This window comes from Cryobacterium serini (assembly GCF_004404025.1).
GTDB lineage: Bacteria > Actinomycetota > Actinomycetes > Actinomycetales > Microbacteriaceae > Cryobacterium > Cryobacterium serini.
On record NZ_SOHN01000016.1, the window covers coordinates 410,682 to 424,136 of the forward strand.

15 protein-coding genes are annotated in these 13,455 nt (G+C 65.5%); 10 read left to right on the plus strand and 5 right to left on the minus strand.

Annotated features, from left to right (window positions below; all coding sequences use genetic code 11):
• Window positions 1-9 precede the first annotated feature (9 nt).
• The 9 genes from E3T51_RS13910 to E3T51_RS13950 all read left to right on the plus strand — a co-directional run bounded on the left by E3T51_RS13910 (window position 10) and on the right by E3T51_RS13950 (window position 9,290).
• Complete coding sequence (locus tag E3T51_RS13910; protein ID WP_174844602.1) at window positions 10-1,368, plus strand: MFS transporter; 1,359 nt, start codon at window positions 10-12, stop codon at window positions 1,366-1,368.
• Between the two features lie 76 nt (window positions 1,369-1,444).
• On the plus strand, window positions 1,445-2,152 hold the full coding sequence (locus E3T51_RS13915) for a TetR/AcrR family transcriptional regulator (protein WP_134530333.1): 708 nt from the start codon (window positions 1,445-1,447) through the stop codon (window positions 2,150-2,152).
• A gap of 77 nt (window positions 2,153-2,229) precedes the next feature.
• A complete protein-coding gene (gene pcaH / locus E3T51_RS13920; protein WP_241989333.1) occupies window positions 2,230-3,039 on the plus strand; it encodes a protocatechuate 3,4-dioxygenase subunit beta in 810 nt (269 codons plus the stop codon).
• 193 nt (window positions 3,040-3,232) lie between these two features.
• Window positions 3,233-3,847: a protocatechuate 3,4-dioxygenase subunit alpha gene (gene pcaG / locus E3T51_RS13925; protein ID WP_134530334.1), complete on the plus strand. Its 615-nt coding sequence runs from the start codon at window positions 3,233-3,235 to the stop codon at window positions 3,845-3,847.
• Complete coding sequence (locus tag E3T51_RS13930) at window positions 3,840-5,321, plus strand: lyase family protein (protein ID WP_134530335.1); 1,482 nt, start codon at window positions 3,840-3,842, stop codon at window positions 5,319-5,321. Before pcaG ends, E3T51_RS13930 begins: the two co-directional genes overlap by 8 nt.
• Complete coding sequence (gene pcaDC / locus E3T51_RS17430) at window positions 5,318-6,595, plus strand: bifunctional 3-oxoadipate enol-lactonase/4-carboxymuconolactone decarboxylase PcaDC (RefSeq protein ID WP_134530336.1); 1,278 nt, start codon at window positions 5,318-5,320, stop codon at window positions 6,593-6,595. The genes E3T51_RS13930 and pcaDC overlap by 4 nt, the downstream gene beginning before the upstream one ends.
• Window positions 6,596-6,607: 12 nt before the next feature.
• Entirely contained in the window at window positions 6,608-7,402 is a 795-nt protein-coding gene (locus E3T51_RS13940) for a CoA transferase subunit A (protein ID WP_104192097.1), read from the plus strand.
• On the plus strand, window positions 7,402-8,076 hold the full coding sequence (locus E3T51_RS13945; RefSeq protein WP_134530337.1) for a 3-oxoacid CoA-transferase subunit B: 675 nt from the start codon (window positions 7,402-7,404) through the stop codon (window positions 8,074-8,076). Before E3T51_RS13940 ends, E3T51_RS13945 begins: the two co-directional genes overlap by 1 nt.
• A complete protein-coding gene (locus E3T51_RS13950; RefSeq protein ID WP_174844599.1) occupies window positions 8,073-9,290 on the plus strand; it encodes an acetyl-CoA C-acetyltransferase in 1,218 nt (405 codons plus the stop codon). The genes E3T51_RS13945 and E3T51_RS13950 overlap by 4 nt, the downstream gene beginning before the upstream one ends.
• A gap of 180 nt (window positions 9,291-9,470) precedes the next feature.
• Here E3T51_RS13950 and E3T51_RS13955 read toward each other — a convergent pair whose 3' ends face one another.
• The 5 genes from E3T51_RS13955 to E3T51_RS17350 all read right to left on the minus strand — a co-directional run bounded on the left by E3T51_RS13955 (window position 9,471) and on the right by E3T51_RS17350 (window position 12,995).
• On the minus strand, window positions 9,471-9,962 hold the full coding sequence (locus E3T51_RS13955) for a hypothetical protein (RefSeq protein WP_134530338.1): 492 nt from the start codon (window positions 9,960-9,962) through the stop codon (window positions 9,471-9,473).
• Window positions 9,963-9,977: 15 nt separating this feature from the next.
• Window positions 9,978-10,295 carry a hypothetical protein gene (locus tag E3T51_RS13960; protein ID WP_134530339.1) on the minus strand — a complete coding sequence of 106 codons (318 nt, stop codon included), beginning with the start codon at window positions 10,293-10,295 and terminating at the stop codon, window positions 9,978-9,980.
• Window positions 10,296-10,558: 263 nt separating this feature from the next.
• Window positions 10,559-11,782 (minus strand): acyl-CoA dehydrogenase family protein, encoded by a 1,224-nt coding sequence (locus E3T51_RS13965; RefSeq protein WP_134530340.1) that lies wholly within the window; start codon window positions 11,780-11,782, stop codon window positions 10,559-10,561.
• Between the two features lie 135 nt (window positions 11,783-11,917).
• A complete protein-coding gene (locus E3T51_RS13970) occupies window positions 11,918-12,787 on the minus strand; it encodes a metal-dependent hydrolase (protein WP_134530341.1) in 870 nt (289 codons plus the stop codon).
• A gap of 85 nt (window positions 12,788-12,872) precedes the next feature.
• Window positions 12,873-12,995 (minus strand): hypothetical protein, encoded by a 123-nt coding sequence (locus tag E3T51_RS17350; protein WP_255408738.1) that lies wholly within the window; start codon window positions 12,993-12,995, stop codon window positions 12,873-12,875.
• Window positions 12,996-13,186: 191 nt separating this feature from the next.
• Between E3T51_RS17350 and E3T51_RS13975 the strand changes: the two genes are divergently transcribed.
• The gene (locus E3T51_RS13975; RefSeq protein WP_134530342.1) at window positions 13,187-13,432 is read left to right on the plus strand and encodes a hypothetical protein; all 246 of its coding nucleotides are present in this window, start codon (window positions 13,187-13,189) and stop codon (window positions 13,430-13,432) included.
• Window positions 13,433-13,455 lie beyond the last annotated feature (23 nt).

Below are 13,455 nucleotides of genomic sequence, written 5' to 3' on the forward strand. Positions count from 1 at the left end.
GGATCAATGATGACCCCTGGATCAACCCCAAGCAGCGCAGCCGTCGTGACAAAAGCCAACCCGCGCCGCGCGGCCGCGGCCGCGTGGATTGGCAGCGCCCTCGAGTACTACGACTTCTTCATCTATGGCACCGCAGCTGCGCTCGTCTTCGGCCGTATCTTTTTTCCTGACAGCAACCCGCTCGCGGGGACCCTGCTCGCCCTGGCCACCTTCGGCGTCGGTTACCTTGCCCGCCCGATCGGCGCCCTCGTGCTCGGGCACCTCGGCGACACCGTCGGCCGCAAGAAGGTGCTCGTGTTCACGGTGCTGCTCATGGGCATATCGACCGTACTTGTCGGCTTCCTGCCGAGCTACGAACAAATCGGTGTTGCCGCACCCATTCTGCTCGTTGTGCTGCGCCTCGCCCAGGGATTCTCGGCCGGCGGCGAGCAGGCCGGTGCCAATTCCATGTCGATGGAACATGCCCCCGACCACCGCCGGGCGTTCTTCACGAGTTTTACACTGAGCGGCACCCAGGCCGGCCAGATCTTCGCTACCGCCGTCTTCATCCCCGTGGCGTTGCTTCCCGAAGCCCAGCTGCTCAGCTGGGGTTGGCGCATCCCCTTCTGGATCAGCGCCATTGTTATCCTCGTCGCCTTTTTGATTCGCCGCACACTCGACGAAACCCCTGTCTTCACGGCGGAGGTCGCTGTGGGTGCCGTCGCCGAGGTTCCCGTGCGGGTCCTGTTCCGCGATCACTGGCGCGGCGTGCTGCGCGTCATCGCGGCCGCCCTGATCGCATCGGTCAGCACTATCTTCACCGTCTACGCGCTGAGCTTCGCCGTGAACACCGTGGGGCTCGACCGTACCACCATGCTCTGGGTCGGCGTTCTCGCCAACGTTGCCGCGCTTGGCACGATTCCGCTCTGGGCGATGCTCTCTGACCGGGTAGGTCGCAAGCCAGTCTTCATCGTCGGCTCACTGGGCTGCGCCGCGCTAATGTTTGCTTACCTGTATGTCATTGCGATCGCTAATTACCCCCTTATTTTTGTCGTGGGGATCGGCATGTTTGGCTTCGTGTACACAGCCACCTCCGCCGTCTGGCCGGCGTTTTACGCCGAGATGTTTCCGGCCGCCGTGCGCCTGTCCGGGATGGCTATCGGCACCCAGATCGGCTTCGCGGTCGCCGGTTTCGCCCCCACCATAGCGATCGCCGTCGCCGGTGATGGTTCCAACGCCTGGTTCGTTGTGGCCGTGATCACCGCGATCATCTGCATCATCAATGTGATTGCCGTCGCGACAGCCAAGGAAACCTTTCGGACGCCAATGAATCAACTCGGGCTGACGCGTAAGGCGCGCGCTCCGCAGGAAACACGAGTCACTGTGTAGCGGTGCACCCCGCGTATGGTGGGGGAATTGGCGGCCGCGGCGGCCGTAAGGTTTAGCCAGGCCACTGAGGAGCACCATGACCGCGATCATCGTGGCGGACGGCGTACACCGCCGTGACCCCGAACGCACCAAGCGGGAGATCCTCGAAGTCGCGACCGCTGAATTCGCCGCGAGTGGATTTGCCGGGGCTCGCGTTGACCGTATCGCTGCCCTGACGCGCACAACCAAGCGCATGATTTACTACTACTTCGAATCGAAGGAAGGCCTGTACCTGCAGGTCATGGAAACGGCCTACGCGCTCATTCGAACCGTCGAACGCGAACTCGATGTCGCAGGGTTGTCACCGATTGACGGGTTGCGCGCGCTGGCTGAGTTCACCTACGACCATCACACCAGCCACCCCGATTTCATCCGACTCGTCAACATCGAAAACATCCATCGCGCCCAGCACATCAGCAAGTCGACCGTCATCCACGATCTCAACTCAACCGCGATCGATACCTTGGAGGACCTGCTGCGCCGTGGAGTCGCTTCGGGAGAGTTTCGCACCGATATCGACGCCCTTGACGTGCATGTCATGATCAGCGCTTACTGTGTTTTCCAAGTGTCCAATCGGTACACGTTTCGCACCCTATTCGGCCGTGATCTGCTCGAACCCGAGCGGCACTCCTACTACCGGCGCCTGGTCGGCGACATGATCATCGCCACCATGACCGACCTGCATCGTCCCGACCTGGCGTCCCCGCCGGCCGGCAGCGAGCAGTCCGGACTCAACTTCCACTGAGCGGAAGTAGCGCCCGCGGGGTGGGACTCGTCCACCACACTCAGAATTACCACCTGTCACCGTTGCTAGGAGAATCCGTGCCCCACGACATCGTTTCGGCCCCAACCCGGGGTCCCGGCCAAGAATCTCAGGATTCCATCACTACCGAGATTGAAACGATCGAAGCGGATGCCGCCGCCCGCGTCGTCGCTGGCGGATCGCCCGAGCTGCAGCCTCGCCGCGACTACGCTCCGTACCGCAGTTCCCTGCTGCGCCACCCTACCCACGAACTCGTGCGCGTCGACCCGGAGGAGGTGGAACGGGTCTCACCCGCCTTCGGCCATACGGATGTCAACGTGCTCGAAAGTGACCTCACCATTCAGCACGCCGGCGAACCGATCGGCGAGCGGATGACAGTGAGTGGCCGCGTGCTCGACGGCGAGGGCCGCCCGGTGCGCCACCAGCTGATCGAACTGTGGCAGGCCAATGCCGGCGGACGCTACGTGCACAAACGCGATCAGCATCCGGCACCGCTCGATCCCAACTTCACCGGAGTCGGGCGTGCCATCACCGGCGAGAACGGCGAGTACTCCTTCACCACCATCAAGCCAGGCCCCTATCCGTGGAAGAACCACATGAATGCGTGGCGACCCGCGCACATCCACTTCTCGCTGTTCGGCACGGCGTTCACGCAACGCCTGATCACGCAGATGTATTTTCCCGGTGACCCGCTGTTCGCCCTCGACCCGATCTACCAGTCGATCGCCGATGCTGATGCCCGCGCCCGGCTGGTTGGCATGTACGACCACAGCCTCAGCGTGCCCGAGTTCTCGCTTGGCTATAACTGGGACATCGTGCTCACCGGACCCAAGTCCACCTGGATGGAAAGCGAAGAAGCCCATGACTGACCTCGTGCGCACCGGACTGATCCCGAGAGAATCCACCTGGATGGAAAGCGAAGAAGCCCATGACTGACCTCGTGCGCACCGGACTGATCCCGAGAGAATCCATCTGGATGGAAAGCGAAGAAGCCCATGACTGACCTCGTGCGCACCGGACTGATCCCGAGAGAATCCACCTGGATGGAAAGCGAAGAAGCCCATGACTGACCTCGCCGAAGTAGCTGCCGTCGTGCAGCCCCCCACCCCGCAGAAGCGAGCACTGCAAACCCCGTCGCAGACCGTCGGCCCGTTCTACGGCTACGCCTTGCCCTATGCCGGTGGGCCAGAATTGGTTCCCGGGTACCATCCCCGCGCCATCCGCTTTCATGGCACCGTCACTGACGGCGCCGGCGAGCCAATTCTCGACGCCCTGCTCGAGATCTGGCAGGCCGACGAGAGCGGCGCGCTCAGTCGTTCCCGTGGCAGCCTCGACCGTGACGGTTTCACTTTCACCGGGTTCGGCCGTTGCGCCACCACGATCGCCGGCCACTACACCTTCACAACGCTCAAGCCCGGTGCGGCCGGCGCCGCTGCGCCGTACATTCTGGTGACCGTGTTTGCGCGCGGAGTGACCCATCACCTGTTCACCCGCGCCTATTTCGCCGAGGATTCCGCGCTGCACCAGAGCGACGCCGTGCTCAGCAGCGTGCCGACCGACCGTCGCGACACGCTCATCTGCGTGTCGGAGGGAATCGTCGGGGGAGCCGAGTCCTATCGCTTCGATATTCGGGTGCAGGGTGAGAACGAGACCGTTTTTCTGGATTTCGATGTCTAACTTCACGTTTGATGCCGGGCTGCTCAACCCTCTGAGCCAGGGTACTCGCGAGTCGGAGCTGACCAGCGATCAGGCCTGGCTGCAGGCAATGGTCGACGCCGAGCTCGCGCTCACCCGCGCGCTCGTCGATGCGGGACTAGCCCCCGAGTGGATGCTCGAGGTTTGCGACGCGCTCGCCGATGCGAGCCAGTTCGACCTCGGCGCGATCGCGCTTGAGGCACGCGGCGGCGGAAATCCGGTGATTCCGTTCGTGAAGCACCTGGGCCGCGCGGCCGAGAGGATCAGGGTCGGAGCTTCTGACCACATTCACGTCGGAGCAACCAGCCAGGACATTCTCGACACGGCCGCCATGATCGTGGCCCACCGGGTCACCTGCGAGCTGATTTATCAGCTCGATTCCCTCGGCGCCACCCTCGCCGACCTCGCCGACGAACACCGCGGCACCGTGATGAGCGGCCGCACCCTGGGCCAGCAGGCCTCGCCGACAAGCTTCGGCTTCGTCGCAGCCAGCTGGCTCGACGCCGTACTGTTGATTGTTTCCCGCCTGGACGGTTTTCGCGATACCCTTCCGGTTCAACTCGGCGGAGCGGTCGGCAACCTCGCCGTACTCACCGAGATCGCCCGGGCGCGGCGCAGCGACGCCCCCAGCACCGAGGTGCTCCACCTGGTGCTCGATCGGTTTGCCCACCACGTGGGACTGGTCGTGCCGCGCCTCAGCTGGCACACGAACCGTGTCGTCGTCTCCGAGCTGGCCTCGGTGTTCGCCGCCGCGACCGGCGTCGCCGGCACCTTCGCGCTCGACGTCTCGGTGCTCTCCCGTACCGAAATCGCCGAGGTCAGCGAACGTCTCGCTCCCGGCCAGGGCGGATCCAGCGCCATGCCGCACAAACGCAACCCGGTGTCGGCCGTGCTGATCACGGCGGCGGCGTTGCAGACGCCGGGTCTCGCATCCACTCTCTACGGCAGCATGCTGGCCGAAGACCAGCGTCCGAGCGGGGCCTGGCATGCCGAATGGCAGGCGCTGCGGGTGCTCGAACGGCTCACGATTTCGGCTGTGACCGGCGCTGCGTCGCTCGCCGCCCGCCTCGACGTCGATCCGGATCGTATGCGGGCCAACCTCGACCTCACCGACGGACTCGTGTTCAGCGAGCGGGTCACCACAATTCTGGCGGAAACCGTCGGCAAGACCACCGCGTTTGCGCTGGTCGAACGTGCCTCGCAGGAAGCCTTCGTCACCAACCGCCCGCTGCAGGTGGTGCTTGCGAGCATCCTGATCGCCGAGGGCTGTTCCGATGCGCTGCGTGCGCAGATTTGGGCGGCCTTCGACTATGAGGGCCAGCCGGGCCAGTCGGCGGCCGGCATCGACCGCGTTGTGCGCAGCTTTCGCCAGCGAGCGGATGCGTCGGCCGTGTTGGGGGCAGGCGATACCGTTGAAAAAGCCACCCTCTCTACCAGCGACGTGAGGACCTCATGAGCCAGCCCGTCATCCTCTGCACCGTCGAGCCGGCGCGAAACGGTGACGCCAACGCACCGCTCATCGTGCTCGGCCCCTCGCTCGGTACCACTACCGATCTCTGGGCGAGCGTCGTGCCTCTGCTGGCCGCCAGCCACCGGGTGCTCTGCTTCAACCTGCCCGGTCACGGTTTCAGCCCGACGACTTCTGCAGCATTCACGATCGAGGAGATCGCCGACGCCGTCGTCGGTCTGGTCGACTCGATCAAGGTCGGTGTCTTTCATTACGCCGGAATCTCGCTCGGCGGCGCCATCGGTCTCGCTCTCGCGGTCAACCACCCCGGGCGCCTGGCCAGCATCGCGGTGTTCTGCTCGGGCGCGAAAATCGGCACGACGCAAGGCTGGACCGACCGCGCTGCCGGGGTGCGGGCGAGCGGCACTCCCTCGCTCGTGGCGGGCAGCGCGGCACGTTGGTTCGCCCCCGATTTTCTCGGCCGCGACCCCAAAGCTGGAGCGCAGGCGCTCAACCAACTGCTCGACGTCGACGACGAGTCCTACGCGTTGGCGTGCGAGGCGCTCGCCCGTTTCGACCAAACGGATGCCGTCGGCGGTATCCGCACGCCGGTGCTGTGCGTTTCGGGCGAGTTCGATACCGTGACGCCGAGCACGCAGTTGCAGGAGCTCGCAGCGCGCATCCCCGGAGCTTTTGCGACAGTGATCGCCGGTGCCGCGCACTTGCCGTCGCTCGAACGCCCGGCCGAGGTCGGAACGCTGCTGGGGGAGTGGGTGGCCGGCGCCTCGGCCGGCGCTGGAACGGGCAGGTCCGGTGCGGCGGCGGCCGCCGTGACCGCGGCTCCGGCGGCGCTTTCGGCTGACCGCACCGCGGCATCCGCTTATGCCGACGGCATGCTCGTGCGCCGGGCGGTCCTCGGCGATAAGCACGTTGACGCGGCGTCCGCCGCGATCACCCCCGAAACCGCTGTCTTTCAAGATTTCATCACCCGCTACGCCTGGGGTGAGATCTGGACGCGACCGGGCCTTGACCGGCGCACTCGCAGTTTTCTCACCATCGCCGCGCTCGTCACCGGCGGGCACGAGGGCGAACTCGCCATGCACGTGCGAGCCGCCCTGACCAACGGCCTGAGCCGGGCCGAGATCAGCGAAGCCATACTCCATACCGCCATCTACGCGGGCGTTCCGGCCGCCAATGCCGCGTTCGCCGTAGCCCGCGAAGTCTTCTCCGGGCTCGACGCGGCTTCTGAAACTTTCCACGACACCGCCATTCGGCCGAGCTAGAGGACAAACACCATGGACAAGACCTACCCCTCAGCCGCGGCCGCCGTCGCCGATATCCCCGACGGAGCCTCGCTCGCCGTCGGCGGGTTCGGACTGGTCGGCGTGCCGATCGTACTCATTCGCGCCCTGCTCGCTCTTGGCAGCACCAACCTGCAGGTTGCGTCGAACAACTGCGGCGTCGACGGCTGGGGACTCGGCGAACTGCTCCGCGAAGGGCGAATCAGCCGCGTCATCGCCTCCTACATCGGCGAGAACAAGGACTTCGCGCGCCGCTACCTCGGCGGGGAACTCGAGGTCGAGCTCACCCCGCAAGGTACTCTAGCGGAGCGGCTGCGGGCTGGCGGCACCGGAATTCCGGCGTTCTTCACCGCTAGCGGCGTCGGCACCATGGTCGCCGACGGCGGACTGCCCTGGCGCTACGGCCCGGGCGGCGAGGTGACGGTGTCATCCCCGCCAAAAGAAACCCGCCGGTTCTCCTCGCTCGGCAGCGAGAAAGAATACGTGCTCGAGGAGGCCATCGTCACCGATTACGCCCTCGTGCGCGCCGTCAGGGGCGACCGGCACGGCAACCTCGTGTTTGAAAAATCCGCCCGCAACTTCAACCCGGTGGCCGGCATGGCCGGCCGAATCACCATCGCCGAGGTCGACGAGCTGGTCGAACCCGGGCAGATCGACCCCGATCAGGTGCACCTCGCCGGCATCTATGTGAACCGCATCGTGCAGCTCGGCGCGGTGGACGCCGCCGACCTGCCAATCGAGAAGACCACGACGCGGCCGCGGCCGGCAACAGAAGTTGGAGCGAACTGATGGCCCTCACCCGCAACGAGATGGCGGCCCGCGCCGCGCAGGAGCTCTCGCCCGACTCGTATGTCAATTTGGGAATCGGTCTGCCGACGCTCATTCCGAATTTCCTGCCCGAGGGAGTGCATGTCGTGCTGCACTCCGAGAACGGGGTGCTCGGCGTTGGACCCTACCCTTGGGAGGGCGAAGCCGACCCCAAGTTGATCAACGCCGGCAAGGAGACCGTCACCGTCAATCCGGGCGCCGCGTACTTCGATTCGGCACAGAGTTTCGGCATGATCCGCGGCGGACTGATCGACGTCGCCGTGCTCGGTGCCATGCAGGTCAGTGTCGTCGGCGACATCGCCAACTGGGCGGTGCCCGGAAAGATGATCAAGGGCATGGGCGGCGCGATGGACCTCGTGCACGGCGCCGACACCGTTATCGTCGTGATGGAACACGTTACCAAGGCCGGCGACTTCAAGATCAAGAAGGTCTGCGATCTGCCGCTCACCGGCAAGGCCGTCGTCACCCGTATCATCACCGATCTTGCCGTGATCGATGTCACTCCCGACGGGCTCGTGCTGCGCGAGGTCGCGCCCGGCATAACCGTCGACGAAGTGCAGGCCGCCACCGAAGCGACGCTGCTCGTTCCTTCGCCGCCGACCACCATCACGACGCTGATCGGGGCAAACGAATGACCGCGCTGCGCCAGGTCGTCATCTGCGAACCGCTCCGCACGCCGATCGGTCGGTTCGGTGGCGCGTTCAAAACCGTCGCGCCGGCCGACCTTGCCGCGGCGGTTATCGCCGCGCTGATCGAACGCACAGGGCTCGACGGCGCCCTCGTCGACGACGTCATCTTCGGACAGGCCTACCCCTCGGCCGAGGCAGCGCCGGTCGCTCGCGTCGCCGCCCTCAACGCGGGGCTCCCCGTCACCGTCGGCGGCGTGCAGGTCGACCGCCGCTGCGGCAGTGGACTGCAGGCCATCCTCGATGCGGCCATGCAGGTGCAGACCGGCGTCAGCGACCTGGCTCTCGCCGGCGGCGTGGATGTCATGAGCCAGGCCCCGCTGTACACGGTCGATTCCCGCTGGGGCCTGGCCGGAACCGCTGGCGTGCTGCTGCGCGACGCGCTCGGCCGTGGCCGCGAAACTGCTGGCGGCCGCCACTATCCGGTGCCTGGCGGAATGCTCGAAACCGCTGAGAACCTGCGCCGTGACTACTCCCTCGATCGGGTCGAACAAGACGAGCTCGCCGCCCGGTCCCAGCGCCGTGCCCTCGCCGCCGTCGCCGACGGCCGTTTCCTCGAGGAAATCGTGCCGGTTACCGTGCCCGGCCGCAAGGGTCCCGTCGTCGTCTCGGTCGACGAGACCCCGCGCGAAACCACGCCCGAGGCGTTGGCCGGCCTCACCCCGATCATGGGCAAAGCGGATGCCGCCGCCACCGTCACCGCCGGCAACGCCAGCGGCCAGAACGACGCGGCCGCCGCCTGCATCGTGACCACCCCGGAGCGCGCGGCCGAACTCGGGCTGACCCCGATTGTGCGCCTTGTCTCCTGGGCGCGGGCGGGCGTCGAGCCCTCCCGCATGGGCCTCGGCCCGGTACCGGCGACGAAGCTCGCGCTCGACCGTGCTGGCCTCACCCTCGCTGAGATGGACCTGATCGAGCTCAACGAGGCCTTCGCCGCGCAGGTACTCGCCGTCAGCCGGGAGTGGAACTTCACCCCGCAAGATTGGGCCCGCACCAACGTCAACGGCTCCGGCATTTCCCTTGGCCATCCGGTCGGCGCGACCGGCGCCCGCATCCTCGCTACCGCAAGCCGGCACCTGCAGCGCACCGACGGTCGCTACCTGCTCGAAACCATGTGCATCGGCGGTGGGCAGGGGCTCGCGGCGATCTTCGAGCGCGCGTAAAAGCATCCGTTTCGCTGGCACCCCGCTGCTGCCCGCACCCCGCCTTCGCCGAGCCGTGAGTTTCACCTGCCGACCCGTGAGTTTCGGCCCGAAAATCGCTAGAAATGGCTCGAGACTCACGGCTCGGCGAACGACGGGGACCGAAACTCACGGCTCGGCGAGCGGATGCGGCCGCGCGGGCTACCAGCGCGCGCCGCGTTCGGTCAGGGCTGCCCGCACTCGACGCAGAAGTTCGAGGCCACCGTTTTTCAAGTCGTCGTCGGTGATGCGCACCATGCGCCAGCCCTGGTCTTCGACGCGTTCGCGGCGGGTGATATCCACGCGGAACTGACGCGGATCGCTGCGGTGCCCATCACCCTCGTGCTCGAGGCAGACTCGAAGACGCGGCCAGGCCAGGTCGACCCGGGCTACGAAGACGCCGGTTGAATCACGGATCTCGAAGTTGACCACCGGTTCTGGCATCCCAGCATCCACGAGGAACAGACGTGTCTTGGTCTCCTGCGGCGAGTCGACCGCCACCCGCGTGAGACCCGCAGCTTCGCGCAGGGCGCGGCATCCGCGTCGCCCGATCAGGCGCGCCGCGACGGCGCGAAGTTCGTCGGGCGTGTGCCATGGGTTGCGGCCGCTGCACAGAAAGTCCGCCACGGCAACGAGTTCAACGCGTGGCAGCATCGGGCCGAGGTCGATTCAGGTCTGCAACAGGCTGGTCACGGGAAAGCCATGCACCCGCGTGATACCGCCCGCCACACCCTCATGTCCGATGATGCCCACCATCTGCGGTGCCCTCGTGCCCGCTGGCACCGAGATGTGCAACCGACGATCCGATTCCAGACGACGAGGTAGCCAGATCCCATGAATCATGGCCGCCGTCGCGTGACTGAAGACGTGGGTGGACGGCATCCGTTTGGAATAGGCCCTGGCCAGCTCGAGACTGGACGCCGGATGCTCTCGGTTCGTTCGCAATCGACGAAACGACAGGGCTGCGCGTTCAGGCGTGCTGGGCATGCAGCGATCATGACGGGAATCGCCCTCGTGCATATGTGTTATCCACAGGCAACCCGAAACTGCGTGAGCGGATACCGCGGCCCGCACCTCGGCGCAACGCGCTACGCGTCGCTCGCCGACCCGTGAGTATCACTTGCCGACCCGTGAGTATCACTTGCCGACCCGTGAGTATCAGCCCGAAAAGCCACGTGCGAAAGTCACGGCTCGATGAAGGCAACGACCGAAAACTCACGGCTCGGTGAGCAGATGGCGGACGACCAACGCTACTGGAACGCGGAGATGCCCGTGATGGCACGGCCGACGACGAGGGTATTGATTTCGTAGCTACCCTCGTAGGTGTAGAGCGCCTCGGCGTCGGCGAAGATGCGGGCCATGCCCCAGGAGGTGGAGATACCGTTGCCGCCGAGCACCGAGCGACCAAGCGCCACGGATTCCCGCATGCGGGTGCTGGCGGAGGCCTTGGCCATGGCCGCGTGCTCGGGCCGCAGCGTGCCAGTCTGTTGCAGCTGGGCGATGCGCACCATCGTACCGAGGGAGGTCGTCGCGTTTTCCAGCATGCGCACGAGCTTTTCCTGCACCAGCTGGAACGAAGCGATCGGCTTGCCGAACTGCTGGCGGTCGAGGGCATAGCGTAAAGCACAGTCGTAGGCAGCGAACTGCAGCCCCACGGTCTGCCAGCCGACCCAGACTCGGGAATTGGTGAGCAGTCGGTTGGTGTCGCGAAAGCTGGTGGCTCCGGGCAGGCGGTCACGTTCAGCGACCACGACGTTCTCCAGGGTGATCGTGGCGTTCTGCACGATGCGCAACGCGATCTTGTTCTCGATCTTTTCGGCCGTGAACCCGTCCAGGGCCGCGCTGACGATGAAACCCTTGATCTGGTCGTCGGCGGTGTCCCGCGCCCAGACCAGGACGTTGGCGGCGAAGGTTCCGCTGCCGATCCAGCGTTTGACGCCGTTCAGCGTCCACGAGTCGCCGGAGCGGGTCGCGGTCGTTTCCATATTGCGGGAAACGTCGGAGCCGTGCTCCGGTTCGGTGAGCGCGAATGCACCGATCTTGCGCAGGGAGATGGCGTCGTCCAGGTACCGTTCGCGCTGGTCATCGGTGCCTAACTGGGCGATGGCCGCTGCGAACAAGCCGCTGTGCACCCCGACGAACGTGGAAATCGAGGCATCCACTCGTGAAAGTTCAAGGGTCATGAACCCGTGCAGCAGAAAATTGTTGCCGCGCGCGCAGAGTTCAACCAGGTTCAAGGCCGTTAGCGCGGGGACGATTTCGAACGGGAAGGTCGCGTTGTTCCAGTGCTCCGCTACGACCGGGCGCACGTCGCGTTCGAACACCGCGCGGGCCTGGGCCACGAGCTGGCGCTCCTCGGGTGTGAGCAGGTCTTCGTAAGAGAAGAAGTCGGTCGTGGAACCGGTGAAGAACTCGGGGTTGGCCGCATCCGCTGCGGTGCTGCCGATTTGCGGGCTGTCAATGACGGTGCTCATGGCGGGTCCTCTCTGACCTGGTACCCCTGAATTGTGCGCCAATGAGAGGAATTGCGCAATCTCTCGCCCTAACACCGTGCATAGTGCTGCTTCTGAGGCGCGAATAGCCCCGCAGATTGCCCCCAATGCGCGAAGCTAGCGCGTGGCAGAGGTGTTCATGGTGAGCACGTCGGTGCCATCCAAATCATGCAGGGTGAGCGTCACGGTCACTTCGCCGAGCGTGCCGAACGAGGTGACGTGGGTTCCGCCGCACGGGATGCGCACGCTCGCGCCGGGCAGCTCGCAAACCCAATAGCGGCGATCGGTCAACAGATCGCCGTCGCGGTCGATGCGTACCGCGGCATCCGTTTTGATCCACCCGGCGAGGGTCGCGTTGACGGTCGCTTCGATCGAGGCAAGCGCTTCATTGAGGCCGTCAATCGAGAATCCCTTCTTGCGCAGCGACTTGCCAAGCCGGTACGTGTCGACGGAAGCGTTCTGACCGATGAGGGATTCGTCGATGGCGAGCCCGTCGAAGTCGGGGGTGCCGAGCGCATCGGGGCGCACTTCCTTCTTCCAGCGGTCAGCGAGGGCGGCGTTGAGGGCGAGGGAGGCCAGGTGGCAGCTGGTGTGTCCGGCGCTCGTGGAATCGCGCAGGCCCTCGTCGACCTCAACGGTGACGGTGTCGCCGGTGTTCAATCCGGCCGCGTCGACCACGTGTACCACGACGAAGGCCCAGCCGGGCGTTCCCTTAGCCACCGGAATGTCGGCGCCGATGTAGAGTGCCGATCCGTCGGTGGCTCCCACGATGCAGTCGTCGACCGGCCAGAAGGCCGCGCCGTGGTGCAGCAGGGCCAGATCGGGACCCTGGTCGGGCCAGCCCGCATCGACCGGATGCACGCAGGTCGCGTCGAGCAGCACGGCAAAGCGTCCGTCGCCCAGCGGCTCGGAATGCACCACGGTCGCCTGCGTGTCGACGGCGCCGCTCGGGTACAGTACGCGGGTGTCTTCGGTAGGCAGGGTCATGACTGTTCCTTCTTGAGCGGATGCTGATGAAAAAGAAAGAGGGTGCCACCACGATCGTGGCGGCACCCCGTACGCTGGTTGGAACCTAGCTCTTGCGGGCCCGAGAAGCGGTCTCTTCAGACTTCGCCTTCTTGTCGGCCCTCTTTTCCTTGAGGGACTTGTCGGCAACCTTCTTGGTCGCATCCTTTTTCGGTGATTTATCAGCCATTGTGTACTCCTTCGCGCCGAGCCGTGGGGCCCCGTCAACTTGAGAATACGCGGATTTGCCGCAAACGTCATCTCTGGCCGCCGACCGTCGCCTTCGGACCGGTCAACTGGGCAGGAGACCTGTGCACCCACTGCCGGTGTGTCGTATGCTGACGCTCTACTGAACCCTTATCTCGTTGAAAGGTCACCGTCATGAGCCATAGCGCCACCTACCGGGCAGTACTCTTTGGACCCAACCCGATCGCCGCCGGAACCGAGGTGGAGCTGGAATACATCGACGGTGAATACCAGGACGTGATCGTGCTCGAGGCGGTCGAAGATACCGAAACGATCACGCGCACCTACAAGCGCGGACGTGAGACCGATGAGCCCATCCCATATCGCTTCGTCGAGGAAGACGTCGCCGAAGCCTACGGCGAGGCCGACGTTCCCAACTGATCGGTGGCGTCGCGGCATCCGCT

Bases quoted from the DNA above. Each gene is read 5' to 3' on its own strand.
- E3T51_RS13945 (WP_134530337.1), top strand. From the start codon at position 7,402: ATGGCCCTCACCCGCAACGAGATGGCGGCCCGCGCCGCGCAGGAGCTC.
- E3T51_RS13940 (WP_104192097.1), top strand. From the start codon at position 6,608: ATGGACAAGACCTACCCCTCAGCCGCGGCCGCCGTCGCCGATATCCCC.
- E3T51_RS13960 (WP_134530339.1), bottom strand. From the start codon at position 10,295: ATGCCCAGCACGCCTGAACGCGCAGCCCTGTCGTTTCGTCGATTGCGA.
- pcaG (WP_134530334.1), top strand. From the start codon at position 3,233: ATGACTGACCTCGCCGAAGTAGCTGCCGTCGTGCAGCCCCCCACCCCG.
- E3T51_RS13915 (WP_134530333.1), top strand. From the start codon at position 1,445: ATGACCGCGATCATCGTGGCGGACGGCGTACACCGCCGTGACCCCGAA.
- E3T51_RS13910 (WP_174844602.1), top strand. From the start codon at position 10: ATGACCCCTGGATCAACCCCAAGCAGCGCAGCCGTCGTGACAAAAGCC.
- E3T51_RS13970 (WP_134530341.1), bottom strand. From the start codon at position 12,787: ATGACCCTGCCTACCGAAGACACCCGCGTACTGTACCCGAGCGGCGCC.
- pcaDC (WP_134530336.1), top strand. From the start codon at position 5,318: ATGAGCCAGCCCGTCATCCTCTGCACCGTCGAGCCGGCGCGAAACGGT.
- E3T51_RS13975 (WP_134530342.1), top strand. From the start codon at position 13,187: ATGAGCCATAGCGCCACCTACCGGGCAGTACTCTTTGGACCCAACCCG.
- E3T51_RS13965 (WP_134530340.1), bottom strand. From the start codon at position 11,782: ATGAGCACCGTCATTGACAGCCCGCAAATCGGCAGCACCGCAGCGGAT.
- E3T51_RS13950 (WP_174844599.1), top strand. From the start codon at position 8,073: ATGACCGCGCTGCGCCAGGTCGTCATCTGCGAACCGCTCCGCACGCCG.
- E3T51_RS13930 (WP_134530335.1), top strand. From the start codon at position 3,840: ATGTCTAACTTCACGTTTGATGCCGGGCTGCTCAACCCTCTGAGCCAG.
- E3T51_RS17350 (WP_255408738.1), bottom strand. From the start codon at position 12,995: ATGGCTGATAAATCACCGAAAAAGGATGCGACCAAGAAGGTTGCCGAC.
- E3T51_RS13955 (WP_134530338.1), bottom strand. From the start codon at position 9,962: ATGCTGCCACGCGTTGAACTCGTTGCCGTGGCGGACTTTCTGTGCAGC.